Origin of the sequence: Streptomyces sp. LS1784 (assembly GCF_020103755.1) — a bacterium.
GTDB lineage: Bacteria > Actinomycetota > Actinomycetes > Streptomycetales > Streptomycetaceae > Kitasatospora.
The window spans coordinates 1-15,955 of the sequence record NZ_JAHSQD010000004.1 but is presented as its reverse complement, the minus strand read 5'-3'; the positions used below and the strand labels follow the sequence as shown (position 1 = coordinate 15,955).

Genomic DNA, 15,955 nt, shown 5'->3' with positions numbered 1-15,955 from the left:
CGGGAGCGGTCCGGCCACAAACCACCGGGGCCCGGGGCGGCACCCGCGGCCCGCACGGGGGCACCGGAGGCGCGAACCCGGTCCCGGAACCTCCGCGGGCCCCGCTCCCACGAGGCATCCGCACGCCCACGTCCGCCTGACGTGCCGTCACCGCACGGATCCACCGGCCGATCCGCACCCGGGTCGCCGCGTCCGGTGCGGCCGACCGGCCGACCTCACGGGACGCTCCGGCGGCACCCGCCCTTCGCCGCCGACCGCGCCCTGCCCGCCCACGACCAAGGAACCCGGAGACCCCCACCCGGGCATCGGGCCCCAGCCGTACCCGCCGGGCGACCGGCAGCCGACGGATCGTGAACCACGGCCCGGAGCGCGAGACCCGGAAAGCGGCTCCGAGCTGCGGGTTTCACTCTGCGGGCAACAAGATGGCCGGTCCGTCGCACACGCCGAAATACTTCTCGACGTCCCGGGGGCTTTCCACCGCACCGGGCAATGGGCCTGCCACGGCCCGGAAATATCGGCGGCCGCGTCGAGAATTTCCGCACCGACAGCGCTTGACAATCCCCCCTGCATCGATGGGCAGCGAAAACAATGATTCCTGCGGACCTGGAACACGCCGTCTACGGAATGTACGCCACCCACGCTCTGCACGTCGCGGACCGGCACGGTGTCTTCGAGCACCTGACCCGGCACAGCGGCGACAGCGCCGGGAAGATCGCGGCCGCCCTGGCCGTCGACGAGGACACCCTCGAACGGCTCCTGCTGGTGCTGTCCTCCTTCGGCGTCCTCGACGCCGACGGCGGGCGCTACACACTCGCGGCGGACGTGCGGCCCTACGTCGACCGCGATGACCCCCGCTACCTGATGGGATTCGTCGACCACCTGATCGGCGACACCGCCGACCAGTTCGGACGGCTGAACGGCTACCTGCACAAGGGCAAGGCCGAGACCGACCGGGACACGCCGGCCCCGTTCGAGGCCATCTACCGCGACGACGAGTCGGTGGGCCGCTTCCTGAAGGCGATGTGGGGCCTCAGCCACCACGTCTCGCACGAGCTCGCCGCCCTGGCCGACCTGGGCGACGCCCGGCAGCTGATCGACGTCGGCGGAGCGAGCGGGCCCTTCTCGGTGGCCGCCCTGCAGGCCTTCCCGCAGCTGCGCTCGACCGTGTTCGACCTTCCCCAGGTCGGTCCGCACCTGGCCGCGCGGGCCACCGAACACGGGCTCGGCGACCGGCTGGAGTTCGCGGCCGGCGACTTCTTCCGCGACCCGCTACCAACGGGCGACTGCTTCGCCTTCGGCTACATCCTGTCCGACTGGGACGACGAGACCTGCGTGACGCTGCTGCGCAAGGCGCACGACGCGTGCCTCCCCGGCGGCCGGGTCCTGATCATGGAGCGGCTCTTCGACGACGACCGCGGCGGCCCGCTCGCCACGGCCGTCATGAACCTCTCCATGCACGTCGAGACCGAGGGCCGGCACCGCACCGCGGCCGAGTACCTGGACCTGCTGCGTCGGGCCGGCTTCGCGGACGGCACGGTCCGGCGCTCCAGCGGCGACAAGCACCTGGTCATCGGCCTGCGCGCCGGCAGAGACACCGAGAGAGCGACCGAGCGGTGAGCCCCTTCAGAGCCCTCGCCCCGGCCCCCTCGCGGGAACTGCCCGCGGCCTGCGCCGAACTGGCCGCCTGGCTGCACGCCACGCCCCTCGCCGAGCTGCCCGACGACGAGATCCTCGGGCTGTCCGAGCGCTACGACGAGGCCGTGGCCGGGCCCGACACCGACGAGAACGAGATCCTGCGACTGCTGACCCGACCGTTCAGCCGACGCCTCGACATACCCGAGTACTACCGCTACACCGGGCTGCACGTGGCCGGCTGGTACTTCGCCCGGCGGGAGGACGCGTACGAGGCGGGCCTGATGCTGCTGCACGCGCTCATGACCGACCTGATCGCGCTGGAGGAGCGTGAGGCCGGGCTGCACGAGACCACGGTCGAGGAGGGCGCGGAACGCGTGCGCCGTCTGAAGGCCGTGCTCGACCACCTGGACCGGTCCCCCGTCGGCCCGGACCGCACCATGGCGAGCGCCGGTCTGGTCCGGCTCGCCGGCGACGACGACGCGCTGGTCCACGACCTGACGGTGGTCAACCGCTGTTCGGGGTTCCGCCGGTCTGACAAGCACGACGAGCACATCTTCATGCGCGCCGTGCAGGCCTGCGAGATCGGCTTCTTCCTCATCCGCTGGACCGCACGCCGCGCGACCGAGGCCGTCGGCCGCGACCGCGACGAGTACGTCCTGCGGGTGGGCCAGCTCACCTGGGCGGCCGAGCTGCTGAACGTCGTCTTCCACGCACTGCGGACGCTGACCCCGGAGCTGTTCATGGGCTTCCGGGATGCGACCGGGAGCGCCAGCGCGGTCCAGTCGCTCAACTACCACCTGATGGAGCTGGTGGTGTACGGCTACGACGAACGGAAGATCGACACCTACCGGCGCTTCGAGCACCTGGCCCCGATCAACGACCCGCTGCTCCGCGCGTTCACGTCCCTGCGGGACGCCGCGGGCGGCTCCCAAGACCCCGACGTGCGCGAGGCGTTCGCCGCGAGCGAGACGCCGCTGCACGTCTGGCGCGGCCGGCACTACGGATTCGGCCGCCGCTATCTGCCGGACACCCCTGGGTCCGGCGGCACCGAGGGTGCCGGTTACCTCAAACGCTTCGTCGGAAAGTCCGGGTTGCCTTCCGGTGACCTTGTCGACGATGTCGAGCAATTGCTCACCCGTTTCGCCTTCTGCTGACAGAGGGTCATTTCGATTCCTATCCCGGCGCTCGCGCCGGTGAGTCCCGGCAACCGCCGTGGCTCCAAGCACACTTCGCCACACACTCATATGAGAGGTGCTTGTGAACAGAATTCCGTCGAAGGTCTCCGCGGAGAACCTGACCCAATTCGAGACGCTCGCCCTGAACAGTTCGATGAACCTCGCCGACGGGCACGCCCGCCAGCAGCTCACGCCCGCGCAGGCCAAGGTCATCGCCGAGCTGCCGGACCTGTGGGCCGAGGCCGTCATGCGCCCGGTGGCCGAGATCGAGCAGGAGGCCGCCGACTCGTTCTTCGGCATGCTCGGCCAGCACAGCCACCCGTTCGCCGCCGGGCGGACGCTGCCGTGCTACTCCTCCTCGCTGGCGATGGAGATCCTGGCCCGCTCGCTGGTCACCACGTCCGACGCGGTGGCGCTGCTCCACCCCACGTTCGACAACATCCCCGACATCCTGCGCGGGGTCGGCCTTCGGCTGATCCCGGTCGAGGAGGAGCAGGCCCACGACGACGACCTGCCGACGGAGCTGCTGGAGCAGGTCGGCTGCGTCTTCATCACCACGCCGAACAACCCCACCGGCCGGGTGATGACCGCGGAGCGCCTGACCAGGCTCGCCGAGCAGTGCGCCGAGCACAACGTGGTGCTGGCCCTGGACACCTCGTTCCGCGGCTTCGACCCCGCCGCGCAGTTCGACCACTACGCCATCCTCGACGCGAGCGGCTGCCGCTGGGTGGTCATCGAGGACACCGGCAAGCTGTGGCCCACGCTCGAACTCAAGATCGGCTGGCTGGTCCGCTCGGAGAACGTGGACCTGCCGATCGAGAAGATCCACTCGGACATCCTGCTCGGCACCTCGCCGCTGATCATGCTCATGGTGAAGCGGTTCGCCGACGACGGGGCGGACGGCGGCCTCGCCGACCTGCAGCGCACGATCGCCGAGAACCGGGCCCTGGTGCGTGCCGAGCTCGCGGGCGTGCCCGACATCAGCTTCATCGACGAGGATGCCCGCACCAGCGTGGAGCGCGTGCACGTCGGCTCGCGGCTGGCACTGGACGTCTGGTCGGCGGTCAGCTCGCAGAACCTCTACGTGCTGCCCTGCCAGAAGTTCCACTGGGCGCGGCCGGAGGAGGGCGACCGGATGCTGCGCATCGCGCTGTCCCGGAACCCCTCCACCCTGCTCGCGGGCGCCCGGGTGCTGCGCGCGGCTCTGCTGGACACCCCGGGGCAGCAGGGCTGATGGTTCCACCGAACACGACGGTCTCGCCGCTCCCGCACGCCCGTTGGTGGCGTGCGGGGGTGGTGCAGGCCGTCTCCCCGCCCGGCGTCATCGACCTGGGGCCCGGCTACCTCGAACCGAGCCTGCTGCCGGTCGACGAGGTGCTTCCGCTCTACGCGGAGGCCCTCACCGAGTTCGGCCCCGCGGCGCTCAGTTACGGCGCCAACGCCGGGGCCGAGCCGCTGCGCGCCCTGCTGGCCGCCCGGCACGGCTGCACGGCCGACGAGGTCATGGTCACCGCCGGCACCTCGCAGGCGCTGACCCTGCTGTGCACCGTCCTGGGCCGGCCCGGCCGGTCCGTCGTGGTCGAGCGCACGTGCTACGACCTGGGCCGGAGCATCATGACCGACCACGGTCTGCGCCTGCGTGAGGTGGACGCCGACGGTGAGGGCGTGCGGCCGCAGGCGCTGGACCAGGCCCTGTCCCAGGGCGACGACGTGGCGTTCGTCTACCTGACGCCGACCTTCCACAACCCGACCGGCACGGTCGCGGGCACATCGCGGCGCCGCCAGCTGCTCGCGGTCGCCGCCCGGCACGGCGTGCCGATCGTCGAGGACGACGCGTACACGGAACTGGCCCTGGACCGCACCACCCCGCCGCCCTCGCTCGCCGCACTGGCCGGCCGGCGGGGCGTGATCCGGCTCGGGTCGTTCGCCAAGACACTCGGGCCGGGCCTTCGACTGGGCTGGCTGGAGGCCGAACCGGACCTGGTCGAGACGCTGACCAACCGCGGACAGCTGGTCAGCGGCGGATCGCTCAACCACCTGACCTCGCTGGCCGTGGCCATGCTGATGGGGGACGGCCGCTACGACCGGCGCCTGTCGTGGCTGCGGGACCAGCTCCGGCTGCGGCGCGAGACCCTCGTGGCCGCCCTGCGGGCCGGCCTGGGCGAGTCGGTGACCATCGACCGTCCGGCCGGCGGATTCTTCGTCTGGCTGACCTTCGACCCGCGGCGCAGCGAGGCGTCGTTGCTCGCCGCTGCCGACCGGGCAGGCGTCGCGGTGGCACCGGGATCCCGCTACGGCAGCACGCCCGGCACCCACGTGCGGCTCGCGTACAGCTTCAACCCGCCCGACCGTCTGGCGGAGGCGGCCGCGCGGCTCGCCGCCGCCTGGAGAAACGAGGAAACCCTTCGATGACCAGTTCCGTCGTCAGCAGCCTGCGCGGCTACAGCCTTCCGCTGTCCCCGTCCGGCACCTCGTCCACGCTGACTCCTCCGCCGTGGCACTTCTCCGGCGAGGTCGTCATGGTCGACTACCGCGTGGATCCGGAGGCGGCGGCGCGGTTCCTCCCGCCCGAGCTCGACCTCGGCGCCGATCCGGGGCAGGCCGCCGCGGTCTTCGCGCACTGGCAGTGGTGCTCGGAGCCGGGCACCGAGCTGGCCGAGCCGGGTGCCAGCCAGTTCAGTGAGTTCCTGATCCTGCTCGGCTGCGAGTACCGCGGCCGCCGCCTGGCCCGGTGCCCGTACGCCTGGGTCGACCAGCCCGTACCGCTGCTGCGCGGCTGGGTGCAGGGAATGCCGAAGCAGTTCGGCGAGGTGCACCAGACCCGGCCGATGCGCGTCGGCAAGGCGGGTCCCCTGGGCTCCGCCGCGGGCACGTACCACGGCACCGCCTCGACGGGCGGCCGCCGGATCGCCCAGGCCTCGGTGAGCGTGACCGCCCCGGCCGCCGAGCCGCCGGCGCTGCACACCGTGCCGCTGGTGCACAGCCGGGTCCAGCCGCGGTGGATCGACGGTGAGGAGCCCGACCTCGGGCTGGTGACCTCGACCGTCACGGGGGTCGAGTTCTCGGAGGTGTGGTCGGGCGACGCGACCCTTGAGATCTTCGACGCGCTCGACGAGGACTTCGCCTCGCTGCGGCCGGTCGAGGTCGGGCGCGGCCACGTCTTCGGATACGCCGAGACGCTCGTCTCCGGCCAGGCGCTCGCCTGAAACCCGTCCCCCCGAAGGAGCACACGATGACAAATCCGTTCGAGGACCCTGACACGGCCTACAAGGTGCTGGTCAACGACGAGGGTCAGCATTCGCTCTGGCCCGCGTTCGCCGCCGTTCCCGAGGGGTGGTCGGTCGCGCTGGCCGACGCGGACCGCGGGACCTGCCTCGCGTACGTCGAGGAGCACTGGACCGACATGCGTCCGAAGAGCCTGGCCGACCGCATGGCCGCACGCTGATGGGCGTCGCGACCGTCCGCGGGGCACAGCTGCACTACGACGACCTCGCACCCGGCGGCCGGGAAGGCGCGGAGCCGGTCGTCCTGGTCATGGGCGCGGGCGGTCGCGGCCGGGCGTGGCACCTGCACCAGGTGCCGGCGCTCACCGAGGCCGGCTATCGGGTGATCACGTACGACTCCCGCGGTGTGCCCCCCAGCGACCCCGGCGAGGCGGGTTTCACGGTCGGCGACCTCGCGGCCGACCTGGCGGGGCTCATCGAGCACCTGCACGCCGGGCCGTGCCGCCTGGTGGGGACCTCGCTCGGCGCGCACGTGGTGCAGGAACTGCTGCTGACCCGGCCCGACCTGGCCACCGCCGCCGTCCTGATGGCCACCCGCGGCCGCGACGACGAACTGCGCGCGGCCGCCGACCGGGCCGAGCTGGAGCTGCTGGACTCCGGCATCACGCTGCCGCGCGGGTACCACGCGGCCGTGCAGGCGATGCAGAACCTGTCCCCGCACACGCTCAACGACGACCTCGAAGTGTCCAACTGGCTGCCGGTGTTCGAGCAGTCGCTGTCCGCCGGCCCCGGACTGCGGCATCAGCTCGCCATCAAGCCGGACCCCCGTCGCCTCGCGGCCTACGCCGCGATCACCACGCCGTGTCTGGTCATCGGCTTCGCCGACGACCTGATCACGCCCCCGCACCTGGTCGCCGAGGTGGCACGTGCCATCCCCGGCGCCGCCCACCGGCTGATCCACCGCGCGGGTCACTACGGCTACCTGGAGCAGCCGGAGGAGGTGAACCGGCAGATCCTGGAGTTCTTCCGGAGCGTTCCGGCCCGCCCTCTCGCACGTACGAACCGTGCGGCGGCCCACGAGCGCCCGGTGACCGGCCCCTGAACCGTTTCCCGACCGAGGAGTGCCGATGGCCGTCGCATCCCCGAAGACCGTTGTCGTCGTGCCGACCTACAACGAGCGGGACAACCTGCCGGTACTGGCCGGTCTGCTCGCGGACCTGCCGGTGCCGAACCTGCACCTGCTCGTGGTCGACGACAACTCACCCGACGGCACCGGTGAGGTCGCCGACAAACTCGCCGCCGACGCGCCGGACACCGTCGGCGTGCTGCACCGCGTCGCCAAGGACGGACTCGGCCGCGCCTACGTCGCCGGAATGACCCGTGCGCTGGACGAGGGCGCCGACATCGTGATCCAGATGGACGCCGACCTCTCGCACCCGGTCTCGGCGATCCCGGCCATGGTCGACGCGCTGCTGACGAAGGGCGCCGCCGCCGTGATCGGCTCGCGCTACGTGGCCGGTGGCTCGACCGCCTCCGACTGGCCCTGGTCGCGCAGGGCCCTGTCGGCCTGGGCCAACATCTACGTCAACGCGATCCTGGGGTTGCGGCTGAAGGACGCCACCGCCGGATTCAAGGCGTGGCGGGCCGAGACCCTGCGCGCGATCGACCTGGGCTCCGTGCACAGCAACGGGTACTCCTTCCAGGTCGAGATGAACCACCGCGCGGTGACGCGGGGATTCACCGTCCTCGAAGTGCCGATCCGCTTCGAGGAACGCGAGCAGGGCGTGTCGAAGATGAGCATGGGAGTGCAGCTCGAATCCGCCCTCGCCCCGTGGAAGCTGCGCTTCGGGGGCAAGCGCGGTTGAACCCCCACGGCCGGTTCGCCGGCCTCACCGACGCAGCGGGCGACACCGGGGCATCCACCGACGGCCTCCGCGGGCGCCGGGTCAGGCCCGGCGGCGGCCGGCACCGGCAAGGCGGCGGTCCCGGCGGCTGCGGCGAACGGACGCCGCGAAGGTGACGATGGAGACGCTGATGACGGTGATGCTGACGACCATCAGGACGAGGTCGGCGTTGGGAACCTGGGTCATGGCGACGGTGATGGCCGCCAGGAGGATGCAGACGCCCAGGCCCTTGAAGACGTTCATGGTGTTCTTTCGGGTCACTTCCACGCGGAGACGCGTGTCATGTACGACTTGACGACGGAGGAGACGAGCCAGTAGGTGCGGACCACCGTGAAGACGAGCTCCGGTACCAGCAGCGCCTCGACGATCATGGCCTTGGGTCCGAGCTTGCGGACCCGGAGCGCCGGGTAGAGGACCCAGAAGCCGATCATCGCCCAGAACAGCGGTCCATGGCTGACCCCGTACTCCACGATGGCGGCCACCTGCTTGGTGCCCCAGCCGAGGATGTAGGCGGAGGCGACGAGCCCCATGATCAGGGTGCTGATCGAGTGCCAGGTGAACTTCGTCCATCCGCGGGCGCGAAGGGTGTCGACGGTGCCGCGGGACCAGCGTTCGCGCTGCTGGATGAGTTCGCGCAGGGTGGGCATCAGGTCGGTGTAGGCGATGCACAGCTCGTTGGCGGTGACCTTCCAGCCGGACTCCTTGAGGGCCAGCGTGGTCTCGTAGTCCTCGACGAGGTTGCGGTGGTCCTCCCAGAAGACCTCGCCGCGCCAGTCGATGAGGGTCTGCAGGGCCTCGGCGCGGTAGAAGCTGCCGGCGCCGGACATGGTGTGCACGTCGGCGCGGTAGCGGGCGCTGGCCGCCCGGCCGTACTCGATGATCTGCATGCCGAGCAGGTAGCGCTGCCAGGGACTGCGCCACAGGCCGGTCCGGCCGAGGCAGGAGGCGCTGACGCCACCCAGCTCGGGGTCGGAGGAGATGACGTTGCGGGCCCGCTCGATGAACCGGTGGTGCAGCTCGGTGTCGGCGTCCATCACCAGGACGTGGCGCACCGCGCCGGTGAGGCGTCCGCCGACCGCTTCCCGGAGCCAGTCCAGCCCGTGGTTGAGGGCGCCGGCCTTCTTGTGGGGGTTGTTGTCCAGGTTGAGCACCACGGTCGGCGGCGTGCGCTCGTCGTCCGCGAACTGCTGGGCGAACTCGCGTGTGCGGTCGGTGGAGTTGTTGACGACCACGATGATGAGGTCGGGGCGCCGGCTCTGCTTGGCCAGGGAGTCCAGCGAGGTGAGAACGCCGACTTCCTCGTTCCGGGCGGGGACGAGGACCACGGTGTCGTAGAGGGCGGTGCCGGCCGCGGGGGCCACCCGGCCCCGACGGTGCCGGCTGCGCGAGGACCGCGACTCCTCGATGGGCGCGCTGGGCACGGCGGCACCTGACACGGTACGAACTCCCCCGTTTTGACGGCGTGGTGGTCAACGCCGCCCACTCTGTGCACATCCCGTTGATGGCCGGGGAGAGGATACCCTCCCAGAAGGTAGACGGTTCAACGGGTTGGCACGCCCCCCCGGCATCGGATGGCACGCAGCGCGATCGCGCACTTCCCCAAAGTAAGTCGGGCCGCTTGGCCGCCTCCGCCAAAGCGCGCCAAATCAGGCAGATCACCCACGCGTGAGCGGCAACGAACGTGGCCGGGAACACATTCACATTCCACCCCCCCACCCGCTCTTTGAGCCGCATTCTTCCGGGACGGGTCTTGTTCCGAGGGCCGAAAGGCGATGCAACGGCGTGGATAGGATGAGCGGGAATTGGTCGATCCGATGCGAAGCATGTGCACGCCATGCACCCTCCGCATCCCCCTCGGAGGAGCAGTCGTGACCCGCCTCACCCGGCACACCCGCACGCGGGCCGCACTCGGGATCGCCCTGCCCCTGACCATGCTCGCCGCCTGCGCGAGCGCGTGCGCTTCCGGCAAGGAGTCCCCCGGGCCCACGGCCGGACGCGGACAGGAGGCGCAGCAGGCCGCCACCGCGGCGCCGACCCCCACCACCCCGCCCGGGCCGCCCGGCGTCCTGTTCGACGCCTTCCACTACACCGGAGCCGAGGACCCTTCCCTGGCCGCCCACGGCTGGACCGTCCGCACCGACGGCGGTGGCCCCGGCATCCGCGACACCTGGTCCAAGGAGGGCGTCTCCTTCCCCACCGTGGCCGACGCCCAGAGCGGCCAGGCGATGCAGCTGCGTGTCACCAGCGACGGCACCCCCAAGGGCACCAAGCAGGTCGAGGTCGGACGCTCGACGGGCGAGTCCCTGAACGGCACCATCGCCGCCCGGATCTTCTTCAGCGACAAGCCGGCCGACGGCCGCGACGGCGACCACATCATCCAGACCGCCTACGCGATCTCGCCGGACCACAACTCGCAGAAGTACAGCGAGTTGGACTTCGAGTACATGCCCAACGGCGGCTGGGGCGCGCCCGGCCCCCGGCTCGACACCACGAGCTGGCGCAGCTCCGCCCAGAACGACCGGGACACCCTCGCCACGAAGAAGAGCGTCGCGGGCTGGCACACCCTGATGATGACCGCCGACAACGGAAAGGTCACCTATTCCGTCGACGGGAAGGCCCTGTTCAGCAGCGGCAACAAGTCCTACCCGCGCGAACCCCTGAGCATCCGGTTCAGCTCCTGGCTGATCGACCTTCCCGCGACGATGTCCGGTACCCGGACATGGGACATGAAGGTCAACTGGCTCTACTACCAGGCGGACAAGAACGTCACCCTGGCGGAGGCCGAGAAGGCTGTCAGTGGCTTTTATGCCACCAACACCAATTTCGTGAACACCCTCCCCAAGCACTGACCCCGCCCCCGGGTTCCCGACCGGCTGAATACAGGGACGGAAAAACACTCGGCTGACCGGTCGGTCCGGTTCTCCGATACCGCAACGGTGTTCATCGTGACTGGGCATCAGCTCTTCGGCTGATGCCCCGTCATTTCCCGTGCCTGGGACTGTCCGGGCCTGGTGTCGGAGCCGGCGGCGCCGGCGGGACCGGCAGCCGAGACCTCGGGGCGCATAGGATCCCGGCGTGGCCACGTATCGCAGCGCTGCTCCGCGCTCCCTCCGGATCGCCCGTCAGCTCCAGGAGCGCACCGGCTCCGGCGAGTTGGAGCCGCGCGAGGAGTTCGACGCCCGACTGCGCGCCCACCACGGGCCGCGGGCGCGTCGCGCCGCACTCTCCCCCGCCGCGCGACGTCCCGACGATTCCGTTTGAACTCCGTTACCGGCGCCAATGTATGACGGTGGTGAGAACCCCGACGCCATCCGGCTCACGGGGCCGACGGCAGAGGCGTCCGGCGTCCTGCGCACCCGGGAACGACGACGGTTGCCTGCGGCGAAATCGGATCGAAAGCGGGACGACACCCGCCCCCGGCAGGATGGGCGTACACAGGACACCAGCCAACGGGGGGAACCATGGAGTTCAGCTTGCTCGGTCCCGTCGAAGCCAGACGCAACGGCAAGCCCATCGGGCTGTCCGGGACCAAGATGCGCACGCTGCTCGCGGCGCTGCTGATCGCTCGCGGAAGGGTGGTCCCGGACGCACGGCTGAGTTGGCTGCTCTGGGGTGCCTACCCACCCACAACGATGAACGCGCAGATCTACACCTATGTCTCCCGGTTGCGCAAACTCCTCGAACCCGAGGTCGCCATCGTCCGGCGGGCACCCGGCTACGCCATCGAGACCGGTGACAGCCTCATCGACGTCGTCGAGTTCGAGCGGCTGGAACGTGAGAGCCGCGCCGCGCTCCAGGCGCACCGCTACGAGGAGGCGGGGGCTCTGCTGAACCGGGCGCTCGACCTGTGGCGCGGTCCGGCGCTGGCCAACACCACGGACCTCCTGGTCGAGCAGCAGGAATCACACTGGGAGGAGGTCAGGGCGGCCGCGCTGGAGAACCGCGTGGAGGCCGGCCTCGCACTGGGCCATCACCAGCACCTCACCGCTGAACTCGTCCGTCTCGTCTGCGACTTCCCCCTGCGGGAGCGGATGCGCGCGCAGCTGATGACCGCCCTGTTCAGGTCCGGCCGTCAGGCGGACGCCCTGCGCGTCTTCCACGAGGGCCGCCGTGTACTGGCCGACGAGCTCGGAGTCGACCCGGGTGCCGAACTCACCGGGACCTACCAGGCCGTACTCAACGGTTCGCTCGACACCGCCCCGGCCGAGTCGCTCACCCGTGCCCCTCGGGAGCCCGCCCCCACAGGGCCGGTGGCGCCGTCGACACTGCCCGCGGACACCGCCACGTTCGTCGGACGGGGGCGGGAACTGGCCTCGCTGCAGGCTCTGTTGGCCCCCGGAAGCCCTGTCCGGCGCGGCCTGATCACCGGCATGGGCGGGGTCGGCAAGACGGCCCTCGCCCTGCGCGCCGCGCACACCAGCAGGTACCACTTCCCCGACGGGCAGCTGTACGTGGACCTCGCGGACGAGGACGGCACCGCCCGGGATCCGCGCGAAGTCCTGGTCCGGCTGCTGCGCGCCCTCGGCGAGGAGACGGCGGCCGGCGACGGGGCGTACGGCGAGGGAATGTCCCCCGCCGTGGCGTTCCGCCCCGGTCTCGACGAGCTGGTGCGCCGCTACCGCGCCCGTACCGCCGGACGGAAGCTGCTGGTCGTGCTGGACAACGTGTCCGACACCGAGCAGCTCGCCGCGCTCCTCCCCGGCGGTGAGGAGCCCGCGGTTCTCGTGATCGGTCACGCGCACCTCGCCGCCGCCATCGGCCCGCACACCACCGTCGTCGAACCGCTCGGCGACGACGACAGCCTGGCCCTGCTGGCCGCCGCCGTGGGTGTCGGGCGGGTCGCCGAGGACCTGGCAGCCGCCCGAGAGATCATCGCGTACTGCGGCGGCGTCCCGCTCGCCCTGCGGACGGCAGGCGCCCGGCTCGCCGCCCGCCCCCACTGGTCGCCGGCACTGCTGGCCGGTCTGCTCGCCGCCCCGGCGAACCGGCTGCGCGAACTGCGTTTCGGCGGCCTGGACATGGCCCGCTCCCTGCGCTCCTGGCTGCGGCTGACCGGCGTGGCGGAGGACGACCTGCGCCTGTGCTCCGCGCTGGGCGAGCGCTCCTTCTCGGCCGCGACCGCCGCCGCCGTACTCGAACTTCCCGTCGTCCTGGCCGAGGACCTGCTGGAGCGACTGGCCGACGCCTCGCTCATGGATCCCGCGGAACCGTCCGGAGGGACGAACGGGGTTCCGCAGTACCGGTTCCACCGGCTCGTGCTCTGCTACGCACGCTCCCTGCCCGTCCGGATCCCCGTCGACACCGCGCTGCCGGTGGCGAGTTGAGCAGCTTCCCACCGCCCCCGTCCATTCTCGGCCCATCGCCGCCTCACACCACGAGAGACAAGAGGATTATGAGCAACGACGCAGTAGTGCTGACGTCGGTGACGAAGACCTACCGAACGGGCGACCACACGGTCAGAGCACTCGACGGAGTCTCGCTCGCCCTGCCGGCCGGGAGTTTCACTGCGATCATGGGTCCCTCGGGATCGGGGAAATCGACCCTCCTGCAGTGCGCGGCGGGCCTCGACCGGCCCGACGGCGGCTCCGTCGCCCTCGGCGGCACCGAGCTGACCGGCATGTCCGAGAGCGAGCTGACGCTGCTCCGGCGCAACCGGATCGGCTTCGTCTTCCAGCAGTTCAACCTGATGTCGATGCTGACCGCCGAACAGAACGTGGCGCTTCCGCTGCGGCTGGCCGGCCGCAAGCCCCCGCGCGGCGCGGTGGCGGAGGCATTGGGCCGGGTCGGCCTCGCCGACCGCGCCCGCCACCGGCCCTCCGAGCTGTCCGGCGGCCAGCAGCAGCGTGTCGCCCTGGCCCGCGCCCTGATCACCCGGCCCGAGGTGCTGTTCGGCGACGAGCCGACCGGCGCCCTGGACTCCTCCACCGGCCGCGAGGTACTCGCCCTGCTGCGCGGTCTGGTCGACAACGACGGCCAGACCGTCGTCATGGTGACGCACGACCCGCAGGCCGCCTCCCACGCGGACCGGGTGGTCTTCCTCGTCGACGGCCGGGTCAGCGGCGAGCTGCTGCGGCCCGCCGCCCACGAGATCGCCGCGCGGATGACCGAGCTCGAGGAGATCTCGTGCTGAGTGTCGCCCTGGCCACGGTGCGGGCCCGTTGGGCCCACTTCGTGGGTGTCTTCCTCGCCGTCGCGCTCGGCGTCGGCCTGACCGCCTCGATGGGGCTCGCGCTGGCGGCCACCCTCGACGCGCCGCAGGAACTCAAGGACCGTGACGCGGACGCCGTGCTCACGGTCAACGCCATGCTCGGCACCGCCTCGGCCGTCACCACCTTCACCTCCGTCTTCGTCGTCGCGTCGGCGTTCGCCTTCGCGGTGGCCCAGCGCCAGCGCGAGTTCGGCCTGCTCCGCATCGCCGGGGCGACCCCCCGCCAACTGCGGGTCGCCGTCCTCGTCGAGGCGGCCGTGGTGGCCGTCCCCGCCGCACTGGCCGGGATGCTGATCGGCAGCGTGGGCGGCCCCGCCCTGATCGACTGGATGGCCCGGGAGCGGCTCGCGCCCGCGTGGCTCACGACGGGCGACCAGGTGTGGCCCTACGCCGTGGCCTTCGCGATCGGGCTCGTGGTCGCTCTCACCGGCGCGTTCGCCGCGTCGGGCCGGGCGGCCCGCACCAGCGCCATCGAGGTGCTGCGGGAGGCGGCCGTCGACAAGCGGGTGATGACGGTCGGACGGTGGGTGTTCGGCGGGCTGCTGCTGGCCGGCGGGCTGGTCCTGTTCGTCCAGCAGCTGGTGTCCGACCCGGCGAACCTGCTCAAGCGCAAGACGTACACCACCGAGCCGATGCTGCTCATCGGCGCGTTCGCCCTGCTGGCCCCGCTGGCCGCCGGACCGTTGGTACGGCTCGTCGCCCGGCCGCTGGAGTCCGCCCGGGGCGCGGTCGGCACCCTGGTGCGCGAGAGCGCGACCGCCGGTGTCCGGCGGACCTCCGCGATCGCCGCCCCGGTGCTCGTCAGCGTTGCCCTGGCCGGGTCCCTGCTCGGCTCGACGGACACCGTCGGCGCGGGCAAGACGGACGAGATCCGCAACCGTACGGTCGCGGACTTCGTCGTCACCCCGGCGTCCGGGGGGACGCTGGACGACGCCGCCGTCCGGGCGGCCGCGGTGCCGGGCAGCCGTACCGCGGTCACGGCGCCCACCACGGTCGAGTACCTCTACGAGGGTCTGGTGCGGGTGCCCGAGCCGGGCCGGGTCGTCGATCCGGCGGTCTTCGCCGAGCTGTCGAGCCTCCCGCTGATCGCCGGGTCGGTGAAGGACCTGAACGACCGGTCGATCGTCGTCAACGACGAATGGCCGGTCACCGAGGTCGGCAAGCAGGTCGACGTCTGGCGGTCGGACGGCGCCAAGGTGACGCTGACCGTCGCCGCCGTGATGCGCAGGGGCACGGGCAGCAACGGCGTGTACGTGACCGCCGCCAACGCCCCCGGCGCCCGTCCCGACCGGGTCGAGGTCCGGGTGGACCAGGGCGCGGACCGGGCGCAGGTCGGGGCCGCCCTGGCCGCGGCCGTGCGTCCGCACGGCGCCGTGTCGGCCACGGCCGAGGAGTGGATCGCAGCCTCGCAGCCGGAGACCAAGCGGGAGAGCCGGTTGGCCGTCTTCGTGGTGCTGGGGCTGGCCCTGATCTACTCCCTGATCGCCCTGGCCGGGACGGCGGTCGCGGCCGCCGGTGACCGGCGCCGTGATCTGGCGACGCTGCGGCTGACCGGGGCCACCGGCGGCCAGGTGCTGTACGTGGTGGCCGTCGAGGCGGCCGTCGTGGTGGTGGCGGGCGCGCTCCTGGGTTTGGTCGTGACCACGCTCAACGTGATGGGCACCTGGTCCGCGCTGTCCGTACTGGTCGGGTCCGGGGCCCCGCTGGCACTGCCGTGGGCGGCGATGGCCGCGGTGACGGCGGCCTGTGCCGCGGTCGCCGTCCCCGCCTCGGTCCTGGCGGCGGCGGCCGCGCTGCGCGGACGCCCCG

The 15,955-nt window shown here is 71.7% G+C and carries 15 protein-coding genes; 13 read left to right on the top strand and 2 right to left on the bottom strand.

The genetic code is table 11. The annotated features are described in order from the left end of the window. Positions 1-624 precede the first annotated feature (624 nt). The 8 genes from KS423_RS01115 (at position 625) to KS423_RS01080 (ending at position 7,899) form a co-directional block, all read left to right on the top strand. Entirely contained in the window at positions 625-1,617 is a 993-nt protein-coding gene (locus tag KS423_RS01115; protein ID WP_224273767.1) for a methyltransferase, read from the top strand. Further along, positions 1,614-2,789 carry a tryptophan 2,3-dioxygenase family protein gene (locus KS423_RS47850; protein ID WP_224273765.1) on the top strand — a complete coding sequence of 392 codons (1,176 nt, stop codon included), beginning with the start codon at positions 1,614-1,616 and terminating at the stop codon, positions 2,787-2,789. Before KS423_RS01115 ends, KS423_RS47850 begins: the two co-directional genes overlap by 4 nt. Positions 2,790-2,892: 103 nt before the next feature. Next, entirely contained in the window at positions 2,893-4,044 is a 1,152-nt protein-coding gene (gene mppP / locus KS423_RS01105) for an enduracididine biosynthesis enzyme MppP (protein WP_224273763.1), read from the top strand. Continuing rightward, entirely contained in the window at positions 4,044-5,222 is a 1,179-nt protein-coding gene (locus KS423_RS01100) for an aminotransferase class I/II-fold pyridoxal phosphate-dependent enzyme (protein WP_224273761.1), read from the top strand. Before mppP ends, KS423_RS01100 begins: the two co-directional genes overlap by 1 nt. Continuing rightward, a complete protein-coding gene (gene mppR, locus KS423_RS01095) occupies positions 5,219-6,016 on the top strand; it encodes an enduracididine biosynthesis enzyme MppR (RefSeq protein ID WP_224273754.1) in 798 nt (265 codons plus the stop codon). The genes KS423_RS01100 and mppR overlap by 4 nt, the downstream gene beginning before the upstream one ends. Before the next feature lie 26 nt (positions 6,017-6,042). Beyond that, on the top strand, positions 6,043-6,255 hold the full coding sequence (locus KS423_RS01090) for an MbtH family protein (RefSeq protein ID WP_224273746.1): 213 nt from the start codon (positions 6,043-6,045) through the stop codon (positions 6,253-6,255). Further along, positions 6,255-7,136, top strand: a complete 882-nt coding sequence (locus KS423_RS01085) for an alpha/beta fold hydrolase (RefSeq protein ID WP_224273744.1) — start codon at positions 6,255-6,257, stop codon at positions 7,134-7,136. Before KS423_RS01090 ends, KS423_RS01085 begins: the two co-directional genes overlap by 1 nt. A 25-nt stretch (positions 7,137-7,161) precedes the next feature. Beyond that, positions 7,162-7,899, top strand: coding sequence for a polyprenol monophosphomannose synthase (locus KS423_RS01080; protein WP_224273742.1), 738 nt, complete (start codon positions 7,162-7,164; stop codon positions 7,897-7,899). Positions 7,900-7,980: 81 nt separating this feature from the next. Here the strand turns inward: KS423_RS01080 and KS423_RS01075 are convergent, their stop codons facing one another. Next, positions 7,981-8,205, bottom strand: coding sequence for a hypothetical protein (locus tag KS423_RS01075; protein WP_224273741.1), 225 nt, complete (start codon positions 8,203-8,205; stop codon positions 7,981-7,983). After that, positions 8,196-9,359, bottom strand: a complete 1,164-nt coding sequence (locus KS423_RS01070) for a glycosyltransferase family 2 protein (RefSeq protein ID WP_224273739.1) — start codon at positions 9,357-9,359, stop codon at positions 8,196-8,198. Before KS423_RS01070 ends, KS423_RS01075 begins: the two co-directional genes overlap by 10 nt. 447 nt (positions 9,360-9,806) lie before the next feature. Here KS423_RS01070 and KS423_RS47845 point away from each other — a divergent pair, with 447 nt between their 5' ends. The 5 genes from KS423_RS47845 to KS423_RS01045 all read left to right on the top strand — a co-directional run. Further along, positions 9,807-10,787 (top strand): glycoside hydrolase family 16 protein, encoded by a 981-nt coding sequence (locus KS423_RS47845; RefSeq protein WP_224273738.1) that lies wholly within the window; start codon positions 9,807-9,809, stop codon positions 10,785-10,787. Positions 10,788-11,013: 226 nt separating this feature from the next. Beyond that, entirely contained in the window at positions 11,014-11,199 is a 186-nt protein-coding gene (locus KS423_RS01060) for a hypothetical protein (protein WP_224273736.1), read from the top strand. A gap of 200 nt (positions 11,200-11,399) precedes the next feature. Then, positions 11,400-13,262 carry an AfsR/SARP family transcriptional regulator gene (locus KS423_RS01055; RefSeq protein ID WP_224273735.1) on the top strand — a complete coding sequence of 621 codons (1,863 nt, stop codon included), beginning with the start codon at positions 11,400-11,402 and terminating at the stop codon, positions 13,260-13,262. Positions 13,263-13,330: 68 nt separating this feature from the next. Beyond that, a complete protein-coding gene (locus KS423_RS01050; protein ID WP_224273733.1) occupies positions 13,331-14,068 on the top strand; it encodes an ABC transporter ATP-binding protein in 738 nt (245 codons plus the stop codon). Continuing rightward, on the top strand, positions 14,062-15,955 hold a 1,894-nt coding region (locus KS423_RS01045; RefSeq protein ID WP_224273731.1), incomplete at its 3' end, for an FtsX-like permease family protein. The genes KS423_RS01050 and KS423_RS01045, both read left to right, overlap by 7 nt.

Bases quoted from the DNA above. Each gene is read 5' to 3' on its own strand.
- KS423_RS01115 (WP_224273767.1), top strand. From the start codon at position 625: ATGTACGCCACCCACGCTCTGCACGTCGCGGACCGGCACGGTGTCTTC.
- KS423_RS01090 (WP_224273746.1), top strand. From the start codon at position 6,043: ATGACAAATCCGTTCGAGGACCCTGACACGGCCTACAAGGTGCTGGTC.
- KS423_RS01080 (WP_224273742.1), top strand. From the start codon at position 7,162: ATGGCCGTCGCATCCCCGAAGACCGTTGTCGTCGTGCCGACCTACAAC.
- KS423_RS01050 (WP_224273733.1), top strand. From the start codon at position 13,331: ATGAGCAACGACGCAGTAGTGCTGACGTCGGTGACGAAGACCTACCGA.
- KS423_RS01085 (WP_224273744.1), top strand. From the start codon at position 6,255: ATGGGCGTCGCGACCGTCCGCGGGGCACAGCTGCACTACGACGACCTC.
- KS423_RS01055 (WP_224273735.1), top strand. From the start codon at position 11,400: ATGGAGTTCAGCTTGCTCGGTCCCGTCGAAGCCAGACGCAACGGCAAG.
- KS423_RS01100 (WP_224273761.1), top strand. From the start codon at position 4,044: ATGGTTCCACCGAACACGACGGTCTCGCCGCTCCCGCACGCCCGTTGG.
- mppR (WP_224273754.1), top strand. From the start codon at position 5,219: ATGACCAGTTCCGTCGTCAGCAGCCTGCGCGGCTACAGCCTTCCGCTG.